Origin of the sequence: Rhodococcus sp. IEGM 1354, from assembly GCF_030056855.1 — a bacterium.
Classification (GTDB): domain Bacteria; phylum Actinomycetota; class Actinomycetes; order Mycobacteriales; family Mycobacteriaceae; genus Rhodococcoides.
Genome location: NZ_JASHKT010000001.1, coordinates 244966 through 265721, shown reverse-complemented (window position 1 = coordinate 265721; position 20756 = coordinate 244966). Strand labels below are relative to the sequence as shown.

The window sequence follows — 20756 nt, the reverse complement described above, 5'->3', positions numbered from 1 at the left end:
TCTCAACCTGCCTCGGCCCTCGGGAGAACTGATGTCCGCACTGCTCGATCCCATGCCCTCGGAACACGGCGACTCCATCTCGGCCGCGCCGCTCGCTCGCGGTCTGATCAGCCTGGTGCCGCCCGCTGAGCAGAAAGAGAAGTTCCCCACGCGGCCCGGCCTGACCGACCGTGAGATCGAGGTACTGCTCTGCTGGATTCGCCTCGACTCCAAGACGGAGGTCGCAAAGGCACTGTTTCTGTCGCTGGGCACCGTCAACACCCACCTGACGCGTATCCGCGCGAAATACACCTCCGTCGGACGGTCCGCCCCGACCAAGGCCGCATTGGTGGCCAGGGCCCTGCAGGACGGACTCGTCGACATCTCGGAGCTGTAAGTCTTCGAGCTGTTGTGGTTCGAAGTGAAGGTCAGACGTGGACTTCGGTGTCCACACCTTCGCTCTCGAGACGCTTGTTGCGCCGGATGCTGCTGATCAGTGCGGCACCGATGAAGAGGATTCCGACGAAGCCGGTGATCAGTTCGTTGATGTGGACGCCGATCGACACGAGCAAGATGAGGGCCAAGGCACCGATCGCCCAGTGCGCGCCGTGCTCGAGGTACACGTAGTCCGACAACGTTCCCTTGCGAACGAGGAACACCGTGATCGAGCGAACGAACATGGCACCGATGAAGCCGAGGCCGAGCGCGATGATGATCGGGTCCGCGGTAATGGCGAAGGCTCCGATGACACCGTCGAACGAGAACGACGCGTCGAGGACCTCGAGGTAGAGGAACAGGAAGAAGCCGGCCTTGCCGGTCGCCTTCGCCAGTTCGCTCGGGCCGCCGGAGGACTCTTCGCCCTCTTCCTCGATGTGGAACAGTTCGCCGAGACCGTTGACGGCAATGTACGTGATCATGCCGAGCACGCCGGAGACCATGACCGTGGAGATCTTGTCGTCGTCGGCGAGGAATTCGGCGCTGAGCACGAGCAGCAGGCCCGCGACGACAACGGAGAGCTGATCGAGGCGACCGATCCGGGCGAGAGGCTTCTCCAGCCAGCTCAACCACGTGATCTCACGATCTTCGAAGATGAAGCCGAGGAACAGCATCAGCAGGAACATGCCGCCGAACGCTGCGATCTGCGGATGCGCGTCGGTGAGTAGCGTCTCGTAACTGGGCGAACCGTCCGGGAAGGTCGCGGCACCGTCGGCGGGCGGGTTGAGCGCCAGGTCGATGGCGGCGACCGGACCCAGGCCCGACGCAGCCCAGACGATGACCAACGGGAACAGCAACCGCATGCCGAACACAGCGATGACGATGCCGATGGTGAGGAAGATCTTCTGCCAGAACTCACTCATCCGTCGCAACACGGTGGCGTTGATGACGGCGTTGTCGAAGGACAGGGACACTTCGAGCACGCCGAGGATGAGGACTAGAATCATCGCCTCGAGTCCGCCGTACAAGAAGGCCACGATGACGGACACGATGGTGACCGCAATCGACCAGCCGAAGATTCTCATAACCACGTCAGTGGCCTTTCTGGCTAGGAGCAGAGCCCGCAGGCGCGACCAAGTTGGGGGACAAAAACGGAAAAACCCCCGCCCATCATGAATGACGAGGCGGGGGTATCCCCAATCTTGGGAGTGCCTTTACTAGACGTTTACTCCGAAGTCCCGGGCGATGCCTGCGAGTCCGGACGCGTAGCCCTGACCGACAGCACGGAACTTCCACTCCGCGCCGTTGCGGTACAGCTCACCGAAGACCATTGCGGTCTCCGTCGAGGCATCCTCGCTCAGGTCGTAGCGAGCAAGCTCGGAGTTGTCTGCCTGGTTGATGACGCGAATGAACGCGTTGCGCACCTGACCGAACGACTGCGAGCGAGCGTCCGCATCGTAGATCGACACGGGGAACGTGATGGTCTCGATCTCCGGCGGCACAGCGGCGAGATCGACCTTGATCTGCTCGTCGTCTCCGTCGCCTTCGCCGGTCGTGTTGTCCCCGGTGTGCTCGATGGAGCCGTCGGGAGACTTCAAGTTGTTGAAGAACACGAAGTGCCCGTCGCTCAGGGCCTTCTTCGTCGAGTTCAATGCGATGGCGCTGGCATCGAGGTCGAAGTCGGTGCCCGTCGTCGTGCGGATGTCCCAACCGAGGCCGACCACGACCGCGGTCAGGTTCGGTGCTGCCTTGGTGAGCGAGACATTGCCACCCTTGCTGAGGCTGACGCCCATTGAGAGGTCCTTTCGCAATTGGTTTCCCGTTACGGGTACAACCGTAGTGGGAATGTCCGGTTTCTGGACGTACTCGACCAACGAGCGCGGTGATGCGGAGGTTCCCGTCGGTAGTATCGAACAGGTGACAAGTCGCTGGCCTGGGGTGTTTCGCCGAGGTTCCGAATCGGACGCCGCCGCGCGTCGTTCCCAGGACGCCGCTGTCGCCGCCTTTCTCGACATGGACAAGCGACAGTCCATCGCGTCCGCCGGCGTCGAGGCATCCACCGCGCTGCGTCCGGCGGACGGACTCGCCCGCCGATGGGTCGACACCGAAAAGCTGTGTTTCGACGCCGGAGCGGCGTATCTCGCTGCCGTCGAACAGTTCGACGGAATCACCACTGCCACGGCCAGGTCGGCATTCGACAACGCGACGCGGCTGCTCCACGACGCGAGCATCGCCGTCGATCGTTTCTACGAGGCTCATCGCGATACTCTCGAGCACGCCTCGGCACAGTTCGCGGCCACCCCGCGCCTGGTGGAGGCCGCTCTGGCCGAGGCGGACGCTGCGCGGTCCACGGTCGACGAACAGTACGCCGCCTATCCATCACTGCGGCAGGCCTGGAACGAACTGGACTCCGCCACAACACAATTGCACGATGTTCGACGGGATCCGCTGCGAGCGCGAGAGCAGGCCGCCGTCGTCCGTGACAGGTCCACTGCGTTGCGCGAGGCGGTTCGCTCGGCTCCCGGACGCCAGCAGGAGGCCCGAACCGCACTGGTCTCGGTGCGGACCCGAATCGAAGCCGTACGAACGAGATCCGAGGGAATCGCGCCGGCGTTCTCGAGCCTGCTTCGCGAATTCAATGCCAAGAGCTCGGCAGATCTATCGCACAACGAACGATCGAGCACACGCCACATCGAGCAGGCCGACGAGGATCTACGAGCGGCACGTTCGGCTCTCGACACGGGCAACCCCGAGCAAGCCTTGGATCTCGTCGCCCAGGCCCGGTCGCACCTGACCGATGCCGAGCACCTGGTCGATGCCGTCACCGATCGTGTTCGCCTGCTGCGCGCAGTCAAAGCCGATCCGAGCGAGACCGAGAACAAGGTCCGGTTCAAACTTCGTGACGCTCAACAACTCGCGATCAATCGCGGTCTGGTTGCCGAATGGGGCTCGGTGTTGGATGCTCAGCTCGCCCGGATCGACAGGGCGAGCAACGCACTGACGGGTACCCATCCCGACTACTGGTCATATCTGCAGGATCTGGCTACCATTTCGGACTTCATCGCAGGCGTGATCGAACGCATGCGCAGCTAGCACCGACCGCATTCACACGAAGGATCAAGGTGCAACACTTTCGCCATCTCGACGCCGACACCCGCGAACGCGTGTTCTTCCTGCAACCGGAGTACATCGCGGTCAGCGACGGAAACAACGTCGTAGCAACAGCACTCGGCGCGACGCTGTACATTCCCGCGACCCGCGCGGACCTGACCGCGACGGTGCACAAGCGCACCGACGAGGGCGTTCGATCGATTGTGATCGATCTCGAAGATGCAGTCGCAGATCATGATCTGCAGTACGCGGTGGAAAACACCATTCGAACTCTGAACGAACTCTCGGGGTCGGAAGCACTGGTGTTCGTCCGAGCCCGCACGGCCCAACAGATTCGGACGGTCTGCGCCGGCCTGGCTCCTGGGGCCGCAGGACTTGCCGGATTCGTCGTGCCGAAGTTCACCTCCGCAACCGGAGCCGAGTACCTCGACGAGATACTCGCCGCATCCACCGCGCACAACACACGCTTGTTGGCGATGCCGGTTCTCGAGTCGGCCGAAGTGGTCCACCGCGAGACACGCGACGCCGAACTCGTTGCCATCCGGGAGCTACTGGCACAGTACCGAGACATCGTCTTGGCCGTCCGCATCGGAGCCACCGACATGTGCGGCACCTTCGGTATTCGCCGTGACCGCGACCTGACGATCTACGACGTTCGTGTTGTCGCCGACGTCATCAGCGCCATCGTCAACCACTTGGGCCGCAACGACGGATCGGGGTTCGTCATCACCGGGCCGGTGTGGGAGTACTTCGCAGACCACGAACGCATGTTCCGTCCACTGCTGCGGCAGACGCCGTTCGTCGATCAGGAAGCCGTGCGCTTCCGGCAGCAACTGGTCAGCAGCGACCTGGACGCGCTGCTGCGCGAGGTCGCCCTCGACCGCGCCAACGGCATCCAGGGCAAGACCGTCATCCATCCATCCCACGTTCCGGCCGTCCACGCATTGTCCGCGGTGACGCACGAGGAATACCACGACGCCCTCGACATTTTGGCGTCCGACCAGGGCGGCGCACAAGCCTCCGGATACCGGAACAAAATGAACGAGCTTGGGCCACACCGCAATTGGGCCAAGCAGACATTGGTCCGGGCCCGGGCGTTCGGAGTCACCAACGAAGGGATCACATTCGTGGACCTCCTGACAGCGCTGGCTCAGCGATGACCGACAACCCGGCCGACGGCATCGTCCTGACCGACACCGGCTCCTCGTCGTCCTGGACGGCACGGCAACTGGTGCGTCCCGGCCTGCGCCGCAATCCTCGACGAGCGCACCTGTTGGTGTCCACTGTGCTCGGAAAACACATACCCGTCGATCCGGAGGTCGTCATCGGTGCCGGCGAGCAATTGGCCGCCCTGGTGGCTGCGGCAGTCGGCGGCTCGGAGGTTGACGTCCTCGGATTTGCGGAAACGGCAACGGGATTGGGCCACACCGTGGCAACCGCCCTCGATGCGCGCTGCTACCTGCACTCGACTCGCCGCACGGTACCGGGCATGGTGGTACACGGAGAGTTCGAGGAGGGGCACTCGCACGCCACCGACCATCTGCTGATGCCGACCTCGGCCGATCTGCTCGGCGGCGAACTACCACTCGTTCTCGTCGACGACGAGATCTCGACCGGAGCCACTGCACTCGACGCTCTTCGCCAGATCCATTCCACGGCTGCGCGTTCCCACTACGTCATCGCCTCCCTGGTCGACATGCGTAGCGCCGCACATCTCGACGCTACCGCAGCAGCGGCCACCGAACTGGGCGTCGTGATCGACAACGTCAGCCTCGCGCAGGGATCGGTAGAGCTGGCACCCGGGCTCGTGGAGACGGTACTGAACCTGCCCGACCCGACGTTCAATCCGGTTGCTGCACAGCCCGGTTCGGTACGCCGCATCGACGCGCACTGGCCCGCAGCCCTACCCGACGGCGGTCGTCACGGATTTCTCCGGTCGGATGCGGCCGGGTTCGACGACGCGATCGAGGCAGTCGCGGCCACCGTCGACGCGTCACTCCCCGACTCGGGCGCGGTCGTGGTCGTCGGCCACGAAGAGCTGATGTACCTACCGTTGCGCCTGGCGGAAGCGCTGCAACGACGCGGACACAGCGCACTGTTCCAGACATCCACCCGTTCGCCCGCCTACGTACTCGACGTGGCGGGCTACCCACTGCGTCGGGGCTTCGAATTCGCAGCGCCCGAGGACGAATCCTCTCTGCGCTACCTCTACAACGCCGACGCAGCGGCCGGCTCGACCCTGGTGTTCGTCGCCGATGCCCCCGCAGATACCGACGCACTCACCGCCGCGGCGGAGACACTCGCGGCGGCGGGCACCGACGTGCTGGTGGTGGTCGTGACCGGTGCCGATCCGCGGGCGCTCGAGATCGCCAGGCGTGCCCGCCCGCTGCGTGGGCCCGAGTTCGGCTCGTACGCGCCGGACGAGGTGACCTGGTTACTCAAGGACCTGTCGGGGATCTCGCTGGAAGCGGCAACGGCAGAGCGTGAGAAGGCAATTCAGGCCGGCACTGCGCACTACGCCGAATCGCTGCCGGTGGAATACCAACCCGATCTTGCGTATCGCGAACTGTTCGAGAAGGTACTGCACGAGAGTGCAGCGCGGCTGGCGGTCGCCGTCGGAACCGTCACCGAGGTGGTGCTCGCCGAGCGCGGACACGACATCGTGCTCGCGTCACTGGCCCGGGCCGGTACTCCCGTGGGAATTCTGATGCGGCGCTGGGCTTTTGCGGCCCACGGCATCGAGATACCGCACTACGCCGTCTCCATCGTGCGGGATCGGGGTATCGACAGCGTCGCTCTGCGCTACCTCGCCGAGCACCACGATTCACGCTCGGTGGTGTTCGTGGACGGCTGGACCGGCAAAGGTGCCATCGCACGCGAACTGACGGCGGCGCTGCGCGACTTCCCGGGGGCGGAGTTCGACGACGATCTGGCCGTGCTCGCCGATCCCGGACACTGCGCTCGCACCTACGGCACCCGAGACGACTTTCTCATTGCGTCGGCCTGCCTGAATTCGACCGTCTCGGGCCTCGTTTCGCGAACAGTCCTCAACGACAGTCTCATCCGGCCGGGTGACTTCCACGGCGCGAAGTACTATTCGGACCTCGCCCCCGACGATGTCTCACGGCATCTACTCGACGCGGTGGCAGCTCGATTCGACGACGTGCGTGACGAGGTCGCGGAGACGGTGTCGTCGGTGCTCGCGTCCGACAGAACCCCCACCTGGTCGGGATGGGCATCGGTGGAGAAGGTCCTCCAGGAGTACGGCATCTCGCACGTCAACTTCGTCAAGCCCGGCGTCGGCGAGACCACGCGGGTGCTGCTACGCCGAGTACCGTGGCGCGTGCTGGTACGCGACGCGAATGATCCCGAGCACCAACATATTCGGATGCTCGCCGAAGCCAGGGGAGTACCGGTCGACGTGGTACCCGACCTCGCCTACTCGTGCATGGGTCTGATCAAGAACGTCTCCACCGAGGATGCCTCGTGAGCGCCCTCGTCGCCGTCGACCTCGATCGCACGATGATCTTCTCCGAGGGCGCGCTCGGTGTGCCACTGGACGAGACGTTCGAATGCGTGGAGGTGTACGAGGGTAAACCGTTGTCGTACATGAGCACTCGGTCGATGTCGTTGCTCCGCGGGTTGAGCCAGAGCGTCACCGTGGTTCCGACTACGACCCGGACCATCGAACAGTTCCAGCGCATCGACCTGCCGGGGGCCCCGTGGCGGTACGCCATCACCAGCAACGGCGGCAACATTCTCGTCGACGGTGAGCCGGATACCTCCTGGCGCAACAGCTTCGATCTCGACCTGGCCGGCATCGGCGCAGAATTGAGATCGAGGGTCTCCGATGACTGGGTACTCAAGTACCGCGAGGCCGACGGCCTGTTCTGCTACCTCGTCGTCGACGTCACCGCCGTCCCGCCGGACTTCGTCTCGGACTGGTCGCAGTGGTGCGCGGCACGCGACTGGAACGTCTCCCAGCAGGGTCGCAAGATCTACACGATGCCCAACGCGGTGTGCAAGAGCTCTGCGGTCGCCGAGGTCCGTTCCAGGCTGGTTCAGGACGGTTCTCTGGATGCCGAGGCCGGCGTGTTCGCTGCCGGTGACGGCGCACTCGACGCCGAGATGCTCATGGCCGCCGACGAGGCCGTTCGGCCGCGGCACGGCGAGCTCGAACTGCTGGGGTTCACCCGGCCCGGGTTGACAGTCACCGATTCCTCCGGCGTGCGGGCCAGCGAGGAAATTCTCGAGTGGCTGCGGAACCGAACCACTGTGCACCGCGTCTAACAGTTCGTCGGGGGGACAGGCGCGTGGCAAGGGGTGGGCATGGCGAATCCGTACGAGGAACTCGAAGCGACGATCGACGGGATAGTCACCAACATATTCGTCACCCCCGTGGGGCCCGAGCTCGTCGGCACCATGCTGGGGGAGGCGTTCGAGAAAGCGAACGGGGAATTCGACTACCGCGGTGACTACGAACCCAACGAAGTGACGATCACCGAACCGTTCGAGGTGATGTCGCACGAGGACATCGCGGGCATGGTCGGGTCGTTGGCCATCGGTCCCATCGCGACCTCGTCCCAGAACTGGAACGACCTCTCGGCCGCCGCCGGCTCCGGATCCGACGGCTTCCGAACGGGTATCGAGGCGGCCATGGCGTCGGGCTGGTCCGGGCCGATGTCCGACGCCGTTCGCGGCGGCGTAGGCGATTACGTCTCGTCCGCGTCCGCGCTGGCCACGTCGATGAGTCTGATCGGGAACAAGCTGCTCGAAGCACACGCAGGATTCGAGCAGACCAAGTCGAGAATGCCGCCGGTCGTCGCGTCCGAGAGCAGCACCCTGATCGGTTCCCTGCTCCCCGTTCCGTTCGCTACCAAAACGGCGACGGCAGTGCAGGAGGAACAGCAGAACGAAGCGCGTCGCATCATGCGATCGGTGTACGTACCGGGCGTGGTGCTGTCGGACACCAACGTTCCGGTGCTGCCGACGGCGCACAATCCCGTCGACGGCGGAGGTGGTGGTTCCACCGGCGGCTGGGCAGGCGGTTTCCCGGCAGGCAGTTTTCCGGCCGGCAGCGGCGGTGCGACGTCCGGTGGGGGTGCAGGCTCGGCAGGAACCGTAGATCCCGAAGCGCAGTCGGCTGCGCAGCAGACCGGTGCCGGCGCCGCTGCGCCCGGACAATCGGGCCCCGGGGTATCGGGTTCGAGTCCATCCGGAACGTTGCCGCCTGCAGATCGGTCCGGGGAAACCCGGGCAGCCGCGGCCGGTGGCCCGGGGACCGGAAGTGCACCCGGGGGACTCGGAAGCAACGTGGGAGCCGGCGGATCCTCGGGGGCAGGCTCCCTGGGTGGAGGTCAGAGCGGCTCGGGCTACGGCGGCTCCGGCTACGGCGGCTCGGGCTACGGCGGCTCCAGCTTCAACGGCTCAGGCGGCGGATCCGGTGGCGGTATGGGTTCCGGTGCAGGTTACGGCGGCTCTGTTCTCGGGTCGCCGATCGGTTCCAGCGGTTCCAGCGGCGGCCCGGGCGGCGCGAGTGCGGCAGCGGCCGGTCGAGCAGGGGCTCACGGTATGCCCGGGGTGGGCGGTATGGGCGCGGCGGGAGGTCGTGGCACCGGCGACAACGACGGCGAACACGCCACCCCGGGCTACTTGATCGACGTCGGCAACGGCAGCGAACTGATCGGTGACCTGCCACTCGTCGCACCCCCGGTGCTCGGCGGCTGACGGTGACGCAGTGGACCATGCGCGGCATGGACTTCGCGATGCTCTGCACTCGATTCGGACGGGATCGGCTGCCCTACCCTCTGGCCGTCACCGTCGACGTCGATACCGAGGATCAGCTCCGACGGCTGCGGCATGAAGCGTCGGCAAGGCTCGACACGCTGGTGGACGAGCGGCTCGAGGCAGCCATCGCAGTGGTGATCGACCCCGTTGTCCGCATCGAATGCCGAAGCGACACCGACGCTCTAGGGCAGAGCCCGGTACGTATTCATGCGGCGGTGACCCACGATCTCGCGGTTGTCCTCACCCAACGACCTGGGCCGGACTGTTCGGTCACGATCGACACGGTGACCCCGACATCTGCCCCCGTACGGATCGCCGATTCCGTGCCGACCGTGCAGGCCGGACGCCGTGCGGCCGACACGCTCGAACATCCCTGCACCGCAACCACATCGAGCGGCGCAATCCTGTCCACGGCTACTCGAAACGCGACTGCGGACGAGAAGTTCGAGGCGTTCTTCGCCCGACCGCGATCGGCAGTCGGCGAGGTGATCGTCGCGCGCGGTGCCACCTACGACCACCGCCGCGATACCGATGCCGTCTCGTTCTTCTGGATGGACTTCGACGGGGACGGCCGCTACCTCGTTCGTTCCCACGCATCGATCGATGTAGTACCCGCCGATCACACCCGGTTCGTCGCGGAAATCGGGCGGCAATTGGAGACGGCCCTACGCCGATGACACCGCTCACCCCTTGACACCGTATCGATTTTCGATAGGTTATCGATATTCGTTGTTATCGACTATCGATATGGAGGCGGCGGGATGGCATACGGACTGGGTTCGGCACGAGCCAACAAATGGGCAATGGTGTTCTACGCAGGAGCGGCAGTGGTCTGGTCCGGCTGGAAGGCCTGGAAGTACCACTCCTCGGATTACGTCAGCGCAGTGGTCACGCCGCGCTACAACTCGCCGACCATCGAATTGCTCGGCGGCCGGCTGCAGCCGGGCAACGCCGTCGAACTCGCTGTTGCCAAGAGTGACGTCCAGAGGCTCATCGGGATGATCGACTTCATGCGATACGGCGAGATCGTGGCCGGCGGAATCGTCATTCTGATAGGGATCTTCTTCGCATACCGGTTCTTCCTCAACGTGATCGAGGAAACTCCGTTCAGCACCCGCGCCAGCGTCGACCTGGTTGTGGTTGCCGTCTGCCTGGTCTTGTACCCGGTCATTACCGGGGGCCTACGAGTGATGAGTACCAATGCCATTCAGAGCGCGCTCGAAACGACCGATGTCACCGATACCGCAGGGAGCCTCGGCGCATTCTGGCTTGCCGTGATCGTCGCAGTGGTCCTGCAGTTCGTATACGCAGTGCTCCGTCAGGGCTCCAAGCTCGCTCGCGATGCCGATGGTCTGGTCTGATGGCCGAGGAGTTCGTCGACCATCTCGTCGTGTGTCATCTCGGCGAGATCCTCGAAGCCCGCGGCATGACGCTCGCCGAGCTGTCGCGTCTCGCCGGGGTCAGCGTCGTGAATCTGTCGGTACTCAAGAACGACCGCGCCAAGGCCATCCGATTTTCCACCCTGACCGCGGTGTGCCGGGTGCTCGGCTGCACCCCTGGCGACCTGTTCACTCTCCGCCAGATCTGACCGATAGGCCTTCGCGGTCACATCAGTCGGACAAATCGACCAAGTACATTGGATGACGGTAACCAGCACTTCGAGAGAGAGTCCACCACATTGTCTGCTCCGGCCGGTCAACCGTTGTCCAAGGGTCAGAACGGCCCCCTCACCGTCGGCGACGTCGTCGTGTCCATCGCCCTGGCGGTGCCGGCCGATCTGTCTGCACTTCTGGTCACCGACGCCGGAAAGGTGCGCACGGACGCCGATTTCGTGTTCTTCAATCAGCCGACCGGCCCCGGTGTCCGCCTCGAACCCGGGCAGGGCGGGCCGGCGCGGCTCGCCGTCTCGCTCGGCGCTGTTCCGTCCGACATCGAGCAGATCCGTGCGGTCATCACCCTCGACGACGCGTCGAGCAACTTCGGCCGATCCGCACCCCCGGTCGCGCGAGTCAGCGACACAGCGGGAAATGTGTTGTACGAGTACACGATCGACGGCCTGAGCTCCGAATCCATCGTCATCGCACTGGAGATCTACCGCCGTCAGGGGAGCTGGAAAGTTCGTGCCGTCGGGCAGGGTTACGCGGGTGGTTTCGCCGCGTTGGTGACCGATCACGGTGTGTCCGTGGACGACGCGCCTGCTCCCGCACCCACCCCGCCGCCTGCGCCTCCGACACCACCTGCCCCGGCCGCGCCTCCCGCTCCGCCTGCAGCGCCTCCCGCCCCGGTTCGCTCCGAGGCTCCGGAAGTCAGCCTCACCAAGTCCAAGCCCGTCAGTCTGTCCAAGGGCCAGAAGGTCACTCTCCGCAAGGACGGCGGCGTGGCCCTGACGGTGATTCGCATGGGCCTCGGCTGGGACCCGGTGACGACCCCGAAGAAGGGTGGACTGTTCGGCGGCGGGGGCCGTGCGGCGAACATCGACTTGGACGCGTCGGCGATCATGCTGGCAGATCGCAACGTCAACGATGTCGTGTACTACGGCCAGCTCAACGCCAAGGACGGGTCGATCACGCACAAGGGAGACAACCTGACCGGCGAGGGTGAGGGCGACGACGAGGTCATCGTCGTCGATCTGACGCGAGTACCCCAGCACGTCACCGGCATCGTCTTCACGGTCACCTCGTACCGCGGCCAGACGTTCGAGCAGGTCGCCAATGCGTTCTGCCGGCTGGTCGACAACACCACCAACACCGAGCTGGCCCGCTTCACCCTCCAGGGCGGCATGCCCTTCACCGGCTTGGTGATGGCGAAGGTCTACCGCCAGGGCAGCGAATGGAAGCTACAGGCCATCGGCGACGGCATCCAGGCCAAGCACGCCGGTGAAGCCGTCAAGCAGCTCGGCCGCTATATGTGACCGCACGCCGACCGGGTCGGTCTGCAGCGCCGTCGAGCACGCCACCGAGCGGATCGACGGCGCTGCCGTTTCGAATGAGATCCTCCGACGGCCGGTAGATCTGCCGAACGATCAACGCGCACAGGCCGATCACTGCGATATCGCGCACGACCACAGTGGCGGTGAACCACTGTTCGGGCAGCCCCTTGTTGTCCACGCCCAGGTAGTAGTACATCCGGGGGAACCAGACGAACGCGTCGATTGTCATCCACGCCAACAGGATTCGACGGTGCGGCAGAGCCAGCACCGCGAGAGGGACCAGCCACAGCGAGTACTGGGGACTCCACACCTTGTTGGTCAGTAGGAACCCGGCCACCACCAGGAACACCAACTGGGCCAGCCGCGGCCGGGTCGGAGCCGTCGTACCGATGTATGCGATCAGCGCACACACCACGGCGAAGAGCAGCAGCGTGACTGCGTTGAGAACCAGCGGCTTGTCCCCTGGATAGAGGGGGCCGTCGAAGCCCGTCCATCCGGTGAAGGAGGTGACGACGTTGTACAGCGAGTCGGGGTCGGCTCCGCGCTCGGAATTGAGCCGGAAGAACTCGTACCACCCCGTCGGATACAGCAGGGCCAGTGGAAGATTGACCGCAAGCCAGGCACCGAGGGCAGCCACTGCGGTCAGCCCCCACTCGCGCATCCGCCCGGCCCGCCAGCACAACACCAGCAGCGGCCCGAGGAACAGCAACGGGTAGAGCTTGGTGGCCCCGCCGAGGCCCAGCAATACACCGGCCAGTACGGGCCGCTTCTTGGCCCAGGCCAGCAGACCGGTGAGAGCGAATGCCGTTGCGAGAGCGTCGAAGTTCGTGAATCCATGCACGATCACCAGCGGTGAGGCAGCTACCAGGGCAGCATCCCAGATGCGTCGTCCCGCCGAGATCGCCGTCGCCCACACGGTGACCAGCCACGCGACGGCCAATCCCAGAGCAACGACGTTGAAGTAGACGACCACAGGCAGGGCTTGCGGCAGGAAACTCAATGAGTTCCAAGCCTTTCCGACGACCATCGAACCGTACTGGTACAGGCCGGCAATCACCGGGTACTCCATGTACCGGATCTGACTCGACCCGTCGGCCTTGGTTTCTTCCCAGGACTTCTTGTACGGAAACGCGCCTTGGTCGAGCCGCTCGGCACCGTAGAGCGGCACGGTGTCCGAATAGCACATCGCCACGTACTGGCGACTGCCGCTCCAGTCGAGTCCGAGTTCACCGTTCGGACCCACCGGTGCCTGTTGAATGCACGCCGCCTTGGCGAACCAACCGAAGCAGAGAAAGACCACCGCGAGCAACAGGATGACCCGCAGCGCAGTGAACCATCGTTGCCGACCGAGAAGAGCGTGCGCGCCCACCGGCCCGCCGATGACCGAGGACAGTTCCTCGGTCATCGGATCGGTACGGCTGGGTGCGTCACGGTCCGTTGCACTCGCCGTGTCCAGGCGACCAGGACTGGCAAGGGCTCTGCCCTTGCGCTCGGGTTCGGTCGTCACCGTTCGGTGCTACCGGCCGGGAGTCGCCGGTTCGGGGGCTGCCGGCTCGGGGGCTGCCGGTGGCTGTGCGGGCTGAGCCGGGGCCAGACCCGGCAGCGGAATGGTGACGCCCGGCAGAATCTCGACCTGCCGCGGCGTGATGACCACCGGCGGCGAGATCTCCGTCGGAATCGGCAGAGTCACGGGCGGCGGCGCGGACGGTGCCACCGTCGTGGTCGGCGCGGCCGGTGCCGAGTACTGCGGGACGCCTGCCTGCCCCGCAATGGCCTCGGGCGTCGGGAACGTCTCGTTCGAGGTGCCCTCGAGCGTGCCGTCCATCGTCGCCTTCCAGATGTCCGACGGTATGCCCGATCCGTAGATCGGACCGCCGTAACTGTTCTCGAGCGGCAAGCCCTGCTCGGTACCGACCCACACCGCCGTCGACAGTGACGGGGTGTACCCGACCATCCAGGCGTCCTTGTTCTGCCCGGTATCACCGAGCTGCGCGGTACCGGTCTTGGCCGCCGACTGACGACCACCCGCAAGGTTGTGACCGTTGGAGTACCCGGCGATCGGACGCATCGCCGAGGTCACGTTGTCGGCCACCGCCGGCGAGACGACCTGCTGACCTGCCTCGGGTGCACGATCGAGCAACACCGTGCCGTCGGCCGTGACGACCTTCTGCACGAAGTGCGGGGTGTGGTAGACGCCGGAGGCTGCGAGTGTGGCGTAGGCCGAGGCCATGTCGATCACCCGCGACTGGTACTGGCCGAGCACGATTCCGTAGTTCGGGCCCGCGTTGTCGGGCTCGGTCAGCGTGGGGCCGACGCCCTCGATCTCCTGCGGGATACCGAGCTTGTGTGCCATGTCCGCGATTGCCTGCGGGCCGTTGTCCATGCCGAGCATCATGCGGTAGAAGCTCGTGTTCAGCGACCGCTTGAGGGCTTCGGCGATGGTGCACGTGCCACAGGATTCGCCCTCGACGTTGCTGATCTGGATGCCGTTGACGTCCAGCGAGGAACTGTCGTACATCTTCGACAGCGGAATTCCCTGGTCCAAGGCAGCGGCGAGGCCGAACACCTTGAACGACGATCCGGTCTGCAACCCGGACTGCGCGAAGTCGAATCCTCGACCGTCTGCGCCGCCGTAGTACGAGCGGACCGCGCCACTGCGCGGATCGATCGACACCGAGGCCGTCCGCAGTTCCGACGGCTCACCCTGCAGGTTGTTGTCCACGGCCTCGACCGCGGCGGCCTGCGCCCTCGGATCGATCGTCGTCGTGATCTGTAGACCCTCGGTGTTCAGATCCTGATCGCTGACCCCGACAGCCGACAACTCACGCAGTACCTGCGCCTTGATCAGACCGTTGGGACCTGCGTCGGCGGCATCACCCGAATCGACCTGAGAAATGGGGACCCACTGCGGATACTGCATCGCCGCTCGCTGAGTCGGATCGAGCTGGCCCTGCGAGACCATGCCGTCGAGCACGTAGTTCCACCGGGACTGCGCACCGGTGGGGTTGACTTCCGGATCGAGTCCGGACGGCTGCTGGATGGTCGCAGCCAGTACTGCGCCTTCCTCGACGGAGAGCTGGTCGACGGATTTGCCGAAGTACGCCGTCGACGCGGCAGCGATGCCGTAAGCACCGCGACCGAAGTAGATGGTGTTCAGATACGCCGCGAGAATGTCGTCCTTGGACCATTGGCGAGCCATCTTCGACGAGATGACCAGCTCCCGCATCTTGCGCGTCAACGTCCGCTCGGAGCCGACCACCGCATTCTTGACGTACTGCTGGGTGATCGTGGAACCGCCGCCCGCGCTGTCACGTCCGAGCACGTTGTCGCGCAGAGCACGGCCGAAGCCGGTCACCGAGAACCCGGGATTGGAATAGAAGTCGCGATCCTCCGCCGAGAGCACGGCGTTACGTACGTGCTCCGGAATCTGGTCGATCGTGACATCGGTTCGGTTGCCCTCGGGTGGCACCACCTTGCCGAGCACGCTCGACCCGTCGGAGGCGAAGATCGTCGCAACCTGATTGGTCCTGAGGTCACCGGGCCGCGGGACGTCCACCAGCGTGTACGCCACCATGAAAAGCAGAATCGGCACTATCAGGCACAAGGCGACCAACGCATACAACGTGCGTCGAACTACCCGCCACTTGGACTTCTTCTTCGTTTTCGCGGCGGAACCTCTTTCGGGGGGCTCGGGCGGTTCGTTGCCCGAGGAACTAGCTGATGGATCGTTCGGTTCGTGTGGCGGCGGGACGGATCCCGATCGGGTGACACCTGCCGCGGCGTAGCGACCGTCACCGGACGGGCGACCCTGCGGTGGCATCGGCCGCTGGCCCGGAGGCGGACCCGGGCGTTGGCCGGCGGGAGGCATCGGCGGTCGACCCTGCGGTGGCATCGGACGCTGCCCAGGAGGAGGGCCGGGGCGCTGGCCCGGAGGCGGTCCCGGACGCTGTCCCGGAGGAGGCATCGGCGGTCGACCCTGCGGTGGCATCGGACGCTGCCCAGGAGGAGGGCCGGGGCGCTGACCCGGAGGAGGCACCGGACGTTGGCCCGGTGGGGGTACCGGACGACGTCCGGGCGGATCGGAATGGCGGCTGCCGCGCGGTGGTCCGGGCACGTCGGGGCGCCGTCCGGAGTCGCTACGGCCAGGTTCGTTGTTACCCGGGTTGTTGTCGTAGGGGGAACTCACGTACGAATCTCCAGTAATCTCGGCGGCCGCGTCGAATTCTCGGTGGCTGGGTTCAGCGAAGCGATTGTGTCATTCACTCGCAGTTCGACGGTTCGGTTGACGTGATCCCGATCGTGGGCGACGGGGTTGCTTGGGTGCGGGCACGGCCCCGAGGACGTAGGACTGGACGAGGTGATTCCAGCTGCACGAGCGGCAGACCTCGACCACATGGACCGAAAATTCCTCTTGGGTGGCAGCCAGCCGACCGAGTTCGTCGGCCGTTCTCGCCGAGCCGGACAGGGGTCCGAGCTTCTCACCGAACACCCACGACACCAGCGTGAGCTGTTCTTTTCGGCAGATCGGGCACACCACGTCGCTGCCGCGACCGTGGAACTTGGCGGCACGAAGAAGATAGGGATCTGCATCGCAGACCGCTGCCACGCCCGTCCTACCGGAGTAGACCTCGGCCAGCAGCGACCGACGCTGAAGGGCGTAGTCCACCACCTGTCGCTGAAGTCGCACGAGAACCAGAGTACGTGCGGCCGTGTCGATGGAGACCTGCGATCCCCGCCTGGACGACGAACGACCCCCATTTCCCGGCCGAGAAACTATGCTCCACCTGTGCAGACGCGACTGTCACCCAGTACGCGAGCGCGTGATGCGGATCGCACCGATACCTGCGCCACGTTGGACGAGGCACTCGCCGACGGCCAGCTGTCCGATTTCGAGCACGCAGCAAGGATCGATCTGGCGAAGGAAGCCGAAACGATCGCCGATCTGCACGCCCTCATCGAGGACCTTCAGAACGACACCGATCTACCGCCGATGGCCGACCCGATCGAGTTCGCGCATCCGATCACGACGGCGAAGGGCTCACGCCTGGGCTTCATGACAGTCGCCGTCCCTGCGGTTGCCGCACTCGTGGCGCTCACCTTCGGCATTCGCGCGTGCTCGAACACAGATGACTCCGTATCGGACCTCGGGGCGGCAGGCTACAAGAATCCCGCAGTCGTGGTGGACATCGTCGATGCACTGCAACAGAAGATCGGCACGTCTGTTGTCGACCGACTCGGTTTGTACGACGACTACGCCGTTATCTCGGCACCCGCACCCGGGGTGCCACAGAAGCAAGTCAGCTACACCTATCGCGACGGCGTCATCGACGACTACGACGACAACTTTTCGAGCACTCGCGACTTCGACGAACCTCAGATCGACCTGGCGACGGTCGATCTGACGAAGGCAGCGGGGATCATCGCGGGGGCTGCCGAGAGCCTGAACATGAGTCGCGTCGACAGCTACAACGTGAGCTTCAGCGGCAGCGACAACGGCCCGCAGATATCCGTGTCCGCCGAGAACACCGACCAGGAAAGCGGAACTCTCCTATTCGATCCCGCAGGCAACTTCCTGCGTGTCACGCCGTTTTCGTTCGGCTAATCAGTCCGGAAAGGAAGCCCGCAGGATGGCACAGCGACCCGATTTTCGCGCTCGCGACATAGACCGCGCGCTGACCGCCACCGTTCTGGATTCCGCGTACGCCGACGGCCAGCTCACCTTCGACGAGCACCGGCTCCGCAGCGAACGTGCGCGGGTAGCCATCACCCTGCGCGATCTGCGACGACTGGTCTCCGACCTACAAATCGACATCGACCTTCCGGAACCACCGCCGCGGACACCCGAACCGAAGAACCGGCTGGTGCTGGCACTCGGCTCGGTCGTCGTCGTGACTGTGGGGCTGGTGGTGTTTCTGTCGACCAGGACCGGCGAAGAACCGGTTCCGGCTGCTGCCGTCGTTGCGTCCACGACGACGCGCAGCGTCGCCCCCACCGTGCCGATGGACCTGCCGGTCGACGTCACGCCGATCATCGCCCGCCCCTTCGTTTTCGACACCGCAGCCGGACTCGACGATTTTCGAGAACGCTACGTGGAACGTTTCGGCAGTTCGCAGGTTCTCGAGGTGTTCGTCCAGATGGACGGCAACCGTGCCGATGTCTATCGCCCGACGGCAGAGGGCCGACGAGAGCGGGTGTTCGTCTCCGGGGGGTTCGAGGTCTATCACGAGACCGAGGCACCCGGGGCCCAAGATGCACTCTTCGACTGGGCCACAATCGACTCCGGGGTTCTGGCAGGCCTCGTGGCGGGAACGCCCGACGCCGTCGGGGTCCCGGACGCCGCCGTCGAGTACGTCATGATCACCGATTCCCGCGGTGAGCAGCGCATCTCGATCACCGCACACAACGACGACGACCAGGGAGGCCGCGTCGAAGCGGACTTCGCGGGCAACATCGTCTCGGTCGACCGCTAGACGGCGCGAACTTACTGCGTTGCGGCAGCCATTTCGGGCTCTCGTGCGTGATGGCGCGGTATTCGGTAGCCCTGCCTGTCGACTGCGGCCTTGACGACGCCGAACACCGCACCGTGGACGGCTGCCGCGATCAGCACCTCTCGGACGGAGCGAAGCAGATCCTTCGGGGTGGTGCCGTCCCGTGTCGATACCCGCGAAGAACACCGGAAAAGACGTCCGAGAATGCCGATTCACCCGATGAAACCGGCCATTGGTTTGTCACTTCATGTATCGGCGCGATACATTCTCCGATAGTGTGGCTCATCGCATCGCCAGGATGTGATCGTTGGATTCGAGAAGGGGGAGTTGCATGCTCGAACTCGCAATTCTCGGACTGCTTCTCGAATCACCCATGCACGGTTACGAGCTTCGCAAGCGGCTCACCGGCCTGCTCGGAGCATTTCGCGCGTTTTCGTACGGATCGCTGTACCCGGCACTCCGTCGACTACAAACCGACGGGCTCATCGCCGAGGACGCCGGTCCCGAACTGCTCGTGAAAAGACGAGCAAAACGGGTGTACGTGCTCACCCCCCTCGGCAGGGAACGATTTGCCGAACTGGTGGCCGACACCGGACCGCAGAACTACACCGACGACGGATTCGGCGTACATCTGGCCTTCTTCAGTCGAACCCCGGCAGAAGCTCGGGTTCGCATTCTCGAAGGCAGACGACGCCAGGTCGAGGAGCGCCGAGAAGGCCTCCGCGACGCTGTGGCCAAGGCGAACGGAACTCTCGACCGCTACACCCGGCAACTCCACCAGCTCGGTCTCGAATCGAGCGAACGCGAGGTGCGCTGGCTCAACGAAGTCATCGCAGCCGAGCAAGCCGCCCCCAACCCAGCACCGTCCCACACAGCACCAAACAGGACAGTCAAGACAGAAGGAGAACCCGACCATGGGTGAGAACAACAACGCAATCCGCGTGGCCATTGTGGGTGTGGGCAACTGCGCCTCATCCCTGGTCCAGGGTGTCGAGTACTACAAGGACGCAGACGAGAACGCCACCGTTCCCGGCCTGATGCACGTCATGTTCGGCAAGTACCACGTCCGCGACGTCGAGTTCGTCGCCGCGTTCGACGTCGACGCCAAGAAGGTCGGCTTCGACCTCTCCGAGGCCATCTTCTCCAGCGAGAACAACACCATCAAGATCGCCGACGTGCCCCCGAAGGACGTCCACGTCCTGCGCGGACCGACCCTCGACGGCCTCGGCAAGTACTACCGCGAGACCATCACCGAAGCCGACGGCGAAGCAGTCGACGTCGCACAGGCACTGCGTGACGCCAAGGTCGACGTCCTCGTGTCCTACCTCCCCGTCGGATCCGAAGAAGCCGACAAGTTCTACGCACAGGCAGCCATCGACGCAGGCGTCGCCTTCGTCAACGCCCTCCCCGTCTTCATCGCCTCCGACCCCGTCTGGGCCAAGAAGTTCACCGACGCAGGCGTCCCCATCGTCGGCGACGACATCAAGAGCCAGGTCGGTGCCACCATCACCCACCGCGTCATGGCGAAGCTGTTCGAGGACCGCGGCGTGCAGCTCGACCGCACCATGCAGCTCAACGTCGGCGGCAACATGGACTTCCTCAATATGCTCGAGCGCACCCGCCTCGAATCGAAGAAGATCTCCAAGACCCAGGCCGTCACGTCGAACCTGCAGAAGGAATTCAACGCCAAGGACGTCCACATCGGACCGTCCGACCACGTCGGCTGGCTCGACGACCGCAAGTGGGCCTACGTCCGCCTCGAAGGCCGCGCCTTCGGTGACGTTCCCCTGAGCCTCGAATACAAGCTCGAGGTCTGGGACTCGCCGAACTCTGCCGGCGTCATCATCGACGCAGTCCGCGCCGCGAAAATCGCCAAGGACCGCGGCATCGGTGGACCGGTCATCCCCGCCTCGGCCTACCTGATGAAGAGCCCGCCGAAGCAGCTTGCCGACGACGTCGCTCGCGAACAGCTGGAAGCGTTCATCATCGACGCGTAAGTGCCTGCGGCAGTGGTGTGATTGAGTGCC

At 64.9% G+C, this 20756-nt stretch carries 20 protein-coding genes; 14 read left to right on the top strand and 6 right to left on the bottom strand.

The genetic code is table 11. The features are described from left to right. The first annotated feature begins 31 nt into the window (after positions 1-31). A complete protein-coding gene (locus QM588_RS01340; protein WP_283310980.1) occupies positions 32-376 on the top strand; it encodes a response regulator transcription factor in 345 nt (114 codons plus the stop codon). A 31-nt stretch (positions 377-407) separates the two neighbouring features. Here the strand turns inward: QM588_RS01340 and QM588_RS01335 are convergent, their stop codons facing one another. Next, on the bottom strand, positions 408-1505 hold the full coding sequence (locus tag QM588_RS01335; protein WP_032373439.1) for a DUF475 domain-containing protein: 1098 nt from the start codon (positions 1503-1505) through the stop codon (positions 408-410). Between the two features lie 126 nt (positions 1506-1631). Beyond that, positions 1632-2207 (bottom strand): TerD family protein, encoded by a 576-nt coding sequence (locus tag QM588_RS01330; protein ID WP_027495074.1) that lies wholly within the window; start codon positions 2205-2207, stop codon positions 1632-1634. A gap of 220 nt (positions 2208-2427) precedes the next feature. Between QM588_RS01330 and QM588_RS01325 the strand changes: the two genes are divergently transcribed. The 9 genes from QM588_RS01325 to QM588_RS01285 all read left to right on the top strand — a co-directional run bounded on the left by QM588_RS01325 (position 2428) and on the right by QM588_RS01285 (position 12223). Then, positions 2428-3507: a hypothetical protein gene (locus QM588_RS01325; protein ID WP_283311774.1), complete on the top strand. Its 1080-nt coding sequence runs from the start codon at positions 2428-2430 to the stop codon at positions 3505-3507. A gap of 29 nt (positions 3508-3536) precedes the next feature. Next, positions 3537-4685, top strand: coding sequence for an HpcH/HpaI aldolase/citrate lyase family protein (locus tag QM588_RS01320; RefSeq protein WP_283310979.1), 1149 nt, complete (start codon positions 3537-3539; stop codon positions 4683-4685). Beyond that, positions 4682-7015 carry a phosphoribosyltransferase gene (locus QM588_RS01315; protein ID WP_283310978.1) on the top strand — a complete coding sequence of 778 codons (2334 nt, stop codon included), beginning with the start codon at positions 4682-4684 and terminating at the stop codon, positions 7013-7015. Before QM588_RS01320 ends, QM588_RS01315 begins: the two co-directional genes overlap by 4 nt. Beyond that, positions 7012-7815 carry an HAD family hydrolase gene (locus QM588_RS01310; RefSeq protein WP_283310977.1) on the top strand — a complete coding sequence of 268 codons (804 nt, stop codon included), beginning with the start codon at positions 7012-7014 and terminating at the stop codon, positions 7813-7815. Before QM588_RS01315 ends, QM588_RS01310 begins: the two co-directional genes overlap by 4 nt. A 39-nt stretch (positions 7816-7854) precedes the next feature. Beyond that, positions 7855-9252, top strand: a complete 1398-nt coding sequence (locus QM588_RS01305; RefSeq protein ID WP_283310976.1) for a PPE domain-containing protein — start codon at positions 7855-7857, stop codon at positions 9250-9252. A gap of 2 nt (positions 9253-9254) precedes the next feature. Further along, positions 9255-9989, top strand: a complete 735-nt coding sequence (locus QM588_RS01300) for an ESX secretion-associated protein EspG (RefSeq protein ID WP_283310975.1) — start codon at positions 9255-9257, stop codon at positions 9987-9989. A gap of 84 nt (positions 9990-10073) precedes the next feature. Then, a complete protein-coding gene (locus QM588_RS01295; RefSeq protein ID WP_283310974.1) occupies positions 10074-10673 on the top strand; it encodes a DUF2975 domain-containing protein in 600 nt (199 codons plus the stop codon). Then, positions 10673-10900 carry a helix-turn-helix domain-containing protein gene (locus QM588_RS01290; protein WP_027495068.1) on the top strand — a complete coding sequence of 76 codons (228 nt, stop codon included), beginning with the start codon at positions 10673-10675 and terminating at the stop codon, positions 10898-10900. Before QM588_RS01295 ends, QM588_RS01290 begins: the two co-directional genes overlap by 1 nt. A gap of 90 nt (positions 10901-10990) precedes the next feature. Continuing rightward, the gene (locus QM588_RS01285) at positions 10991-12223 is read left to right on the top strand and encodes a TerD family protein (protein ID WP_228139318.1); all 1233 of its coding nucleotides are present in this window, start codon (positions 10991-10993) and stop codon (positions 12221-12223) included. On the opposite strand, the gene QM588_RS01280 is transcribed toward QM588_RS01285, so the two are convergent. From QM588_RS01280 to QM588_RS01270, 3 genes are all read right to left on the bottom strand, one after another. Next, positions 12198-13646, bottom strand: a complete 1449-nt coding sequence (locus QM588_RS01280) for a glycosyltransferase family 87 protein (RefSeq protein ID WP_283311771.1) — start codon at positions 13644-13646, stop codon at positions 12198-12200. The genes QM588_RS01285 and QM588_RS01280 overlap by 26 nt on opposite strands. Positions 13647-13757: 111 nt before the next feature. Continuing rightward, entirely contained in the window at positions 13758-16229 is a 2472-nt protein-coding gene (locus QM588_RS01275) for a transglycosylase domain-containing protein (protein WP_442972845.1), read from the bottom strand. A 267-nt stretch (positions 16230-16496) separates the two neighbouring features. Continuing rightward, positions 16497-16928: a DUF5318 domain-containing protein gene (locus QM588_RS01270; protein WP_027495064.1), complete on the bottom strand. Its 432-nt coding sequence runs from the start codon at positions 16926-16928 to the stop codon at positions 16497-16499. Between the two features lie 99 nt (positions 16929-17027). On the opposite strand from QM588_RS01270, the gene QM588_RS01265 reads away from it, so the two are divergent. Both QM588_RS01265 and QM588_RS01260 read left to right on the top strand, forming a co-directional pair. Continuing rightward, positions 17028-17843 (top strand): DUF1707 SHOCT-like domain-containing protein, encoded by an 816-nt coding sequence (locus QM588_RS01265; protein WP_283310973.1) that lies wholly within the window; start codon positions 17028-17030, stop codon positions 17841-17843. 25 nt (positions 17844-17868) lie between these two features. Then, entirely contained in the window at positions 17869-18711 is an 843-nt protein-coding gene (locus QM588_RS01260; protein WP_283310972.1) for a DUF1707 SHOCT-like domain-containing protein, read from the top strand. An 11-nt stretch (positions 18712-18722) separates the two neighbouring features. On the opposite strand, the gene QM588_RS25770 is transcribed toward QM588_RS01260, so the two are convergent. Beyond that, positions 18723-18848 carry a DUF4235 domain-containing protein gene (locus QM588_RS25770; protein ID WP_283310971.1) on the bottom strand — a complete coding sequence of 42 codons (126 nt, stop codon included), beginning with the start codon at positions 18846-18848 and terminating at the stop codon, positions 18723-18725. 212 nt (positions 18849-19060) lie between these two features. On the opposite strand from QM588_RS25770, the gene QM588_RS01250 reads away from it, so the two are divergent. Then, positions 19061-19651: a PadR family transcriptional regulator gene (locus QM588_RS01250; RefSeq protein ID WP_027495058.1), complete on the top strand. Its 591-nt coding sequence runs from the start codon at positions 19061-19063 to the stop codon at positions 19649-19651. Continuing rightward, entirely contained in the window at positions 19644-20726 is a 1083-nt protein-coding gene (locus QM588_RS01245; protein ID WP_032392609.1) for an inositol-3-phosphate synthase, read from the top strand. Before QM588_RS01250 ends, QM588_RS01245 begins: the two co-directional genes overlap by 8 nt. The last annotated feature ends 30 nt before the right edge of the window (positions 20727-20756 follow it).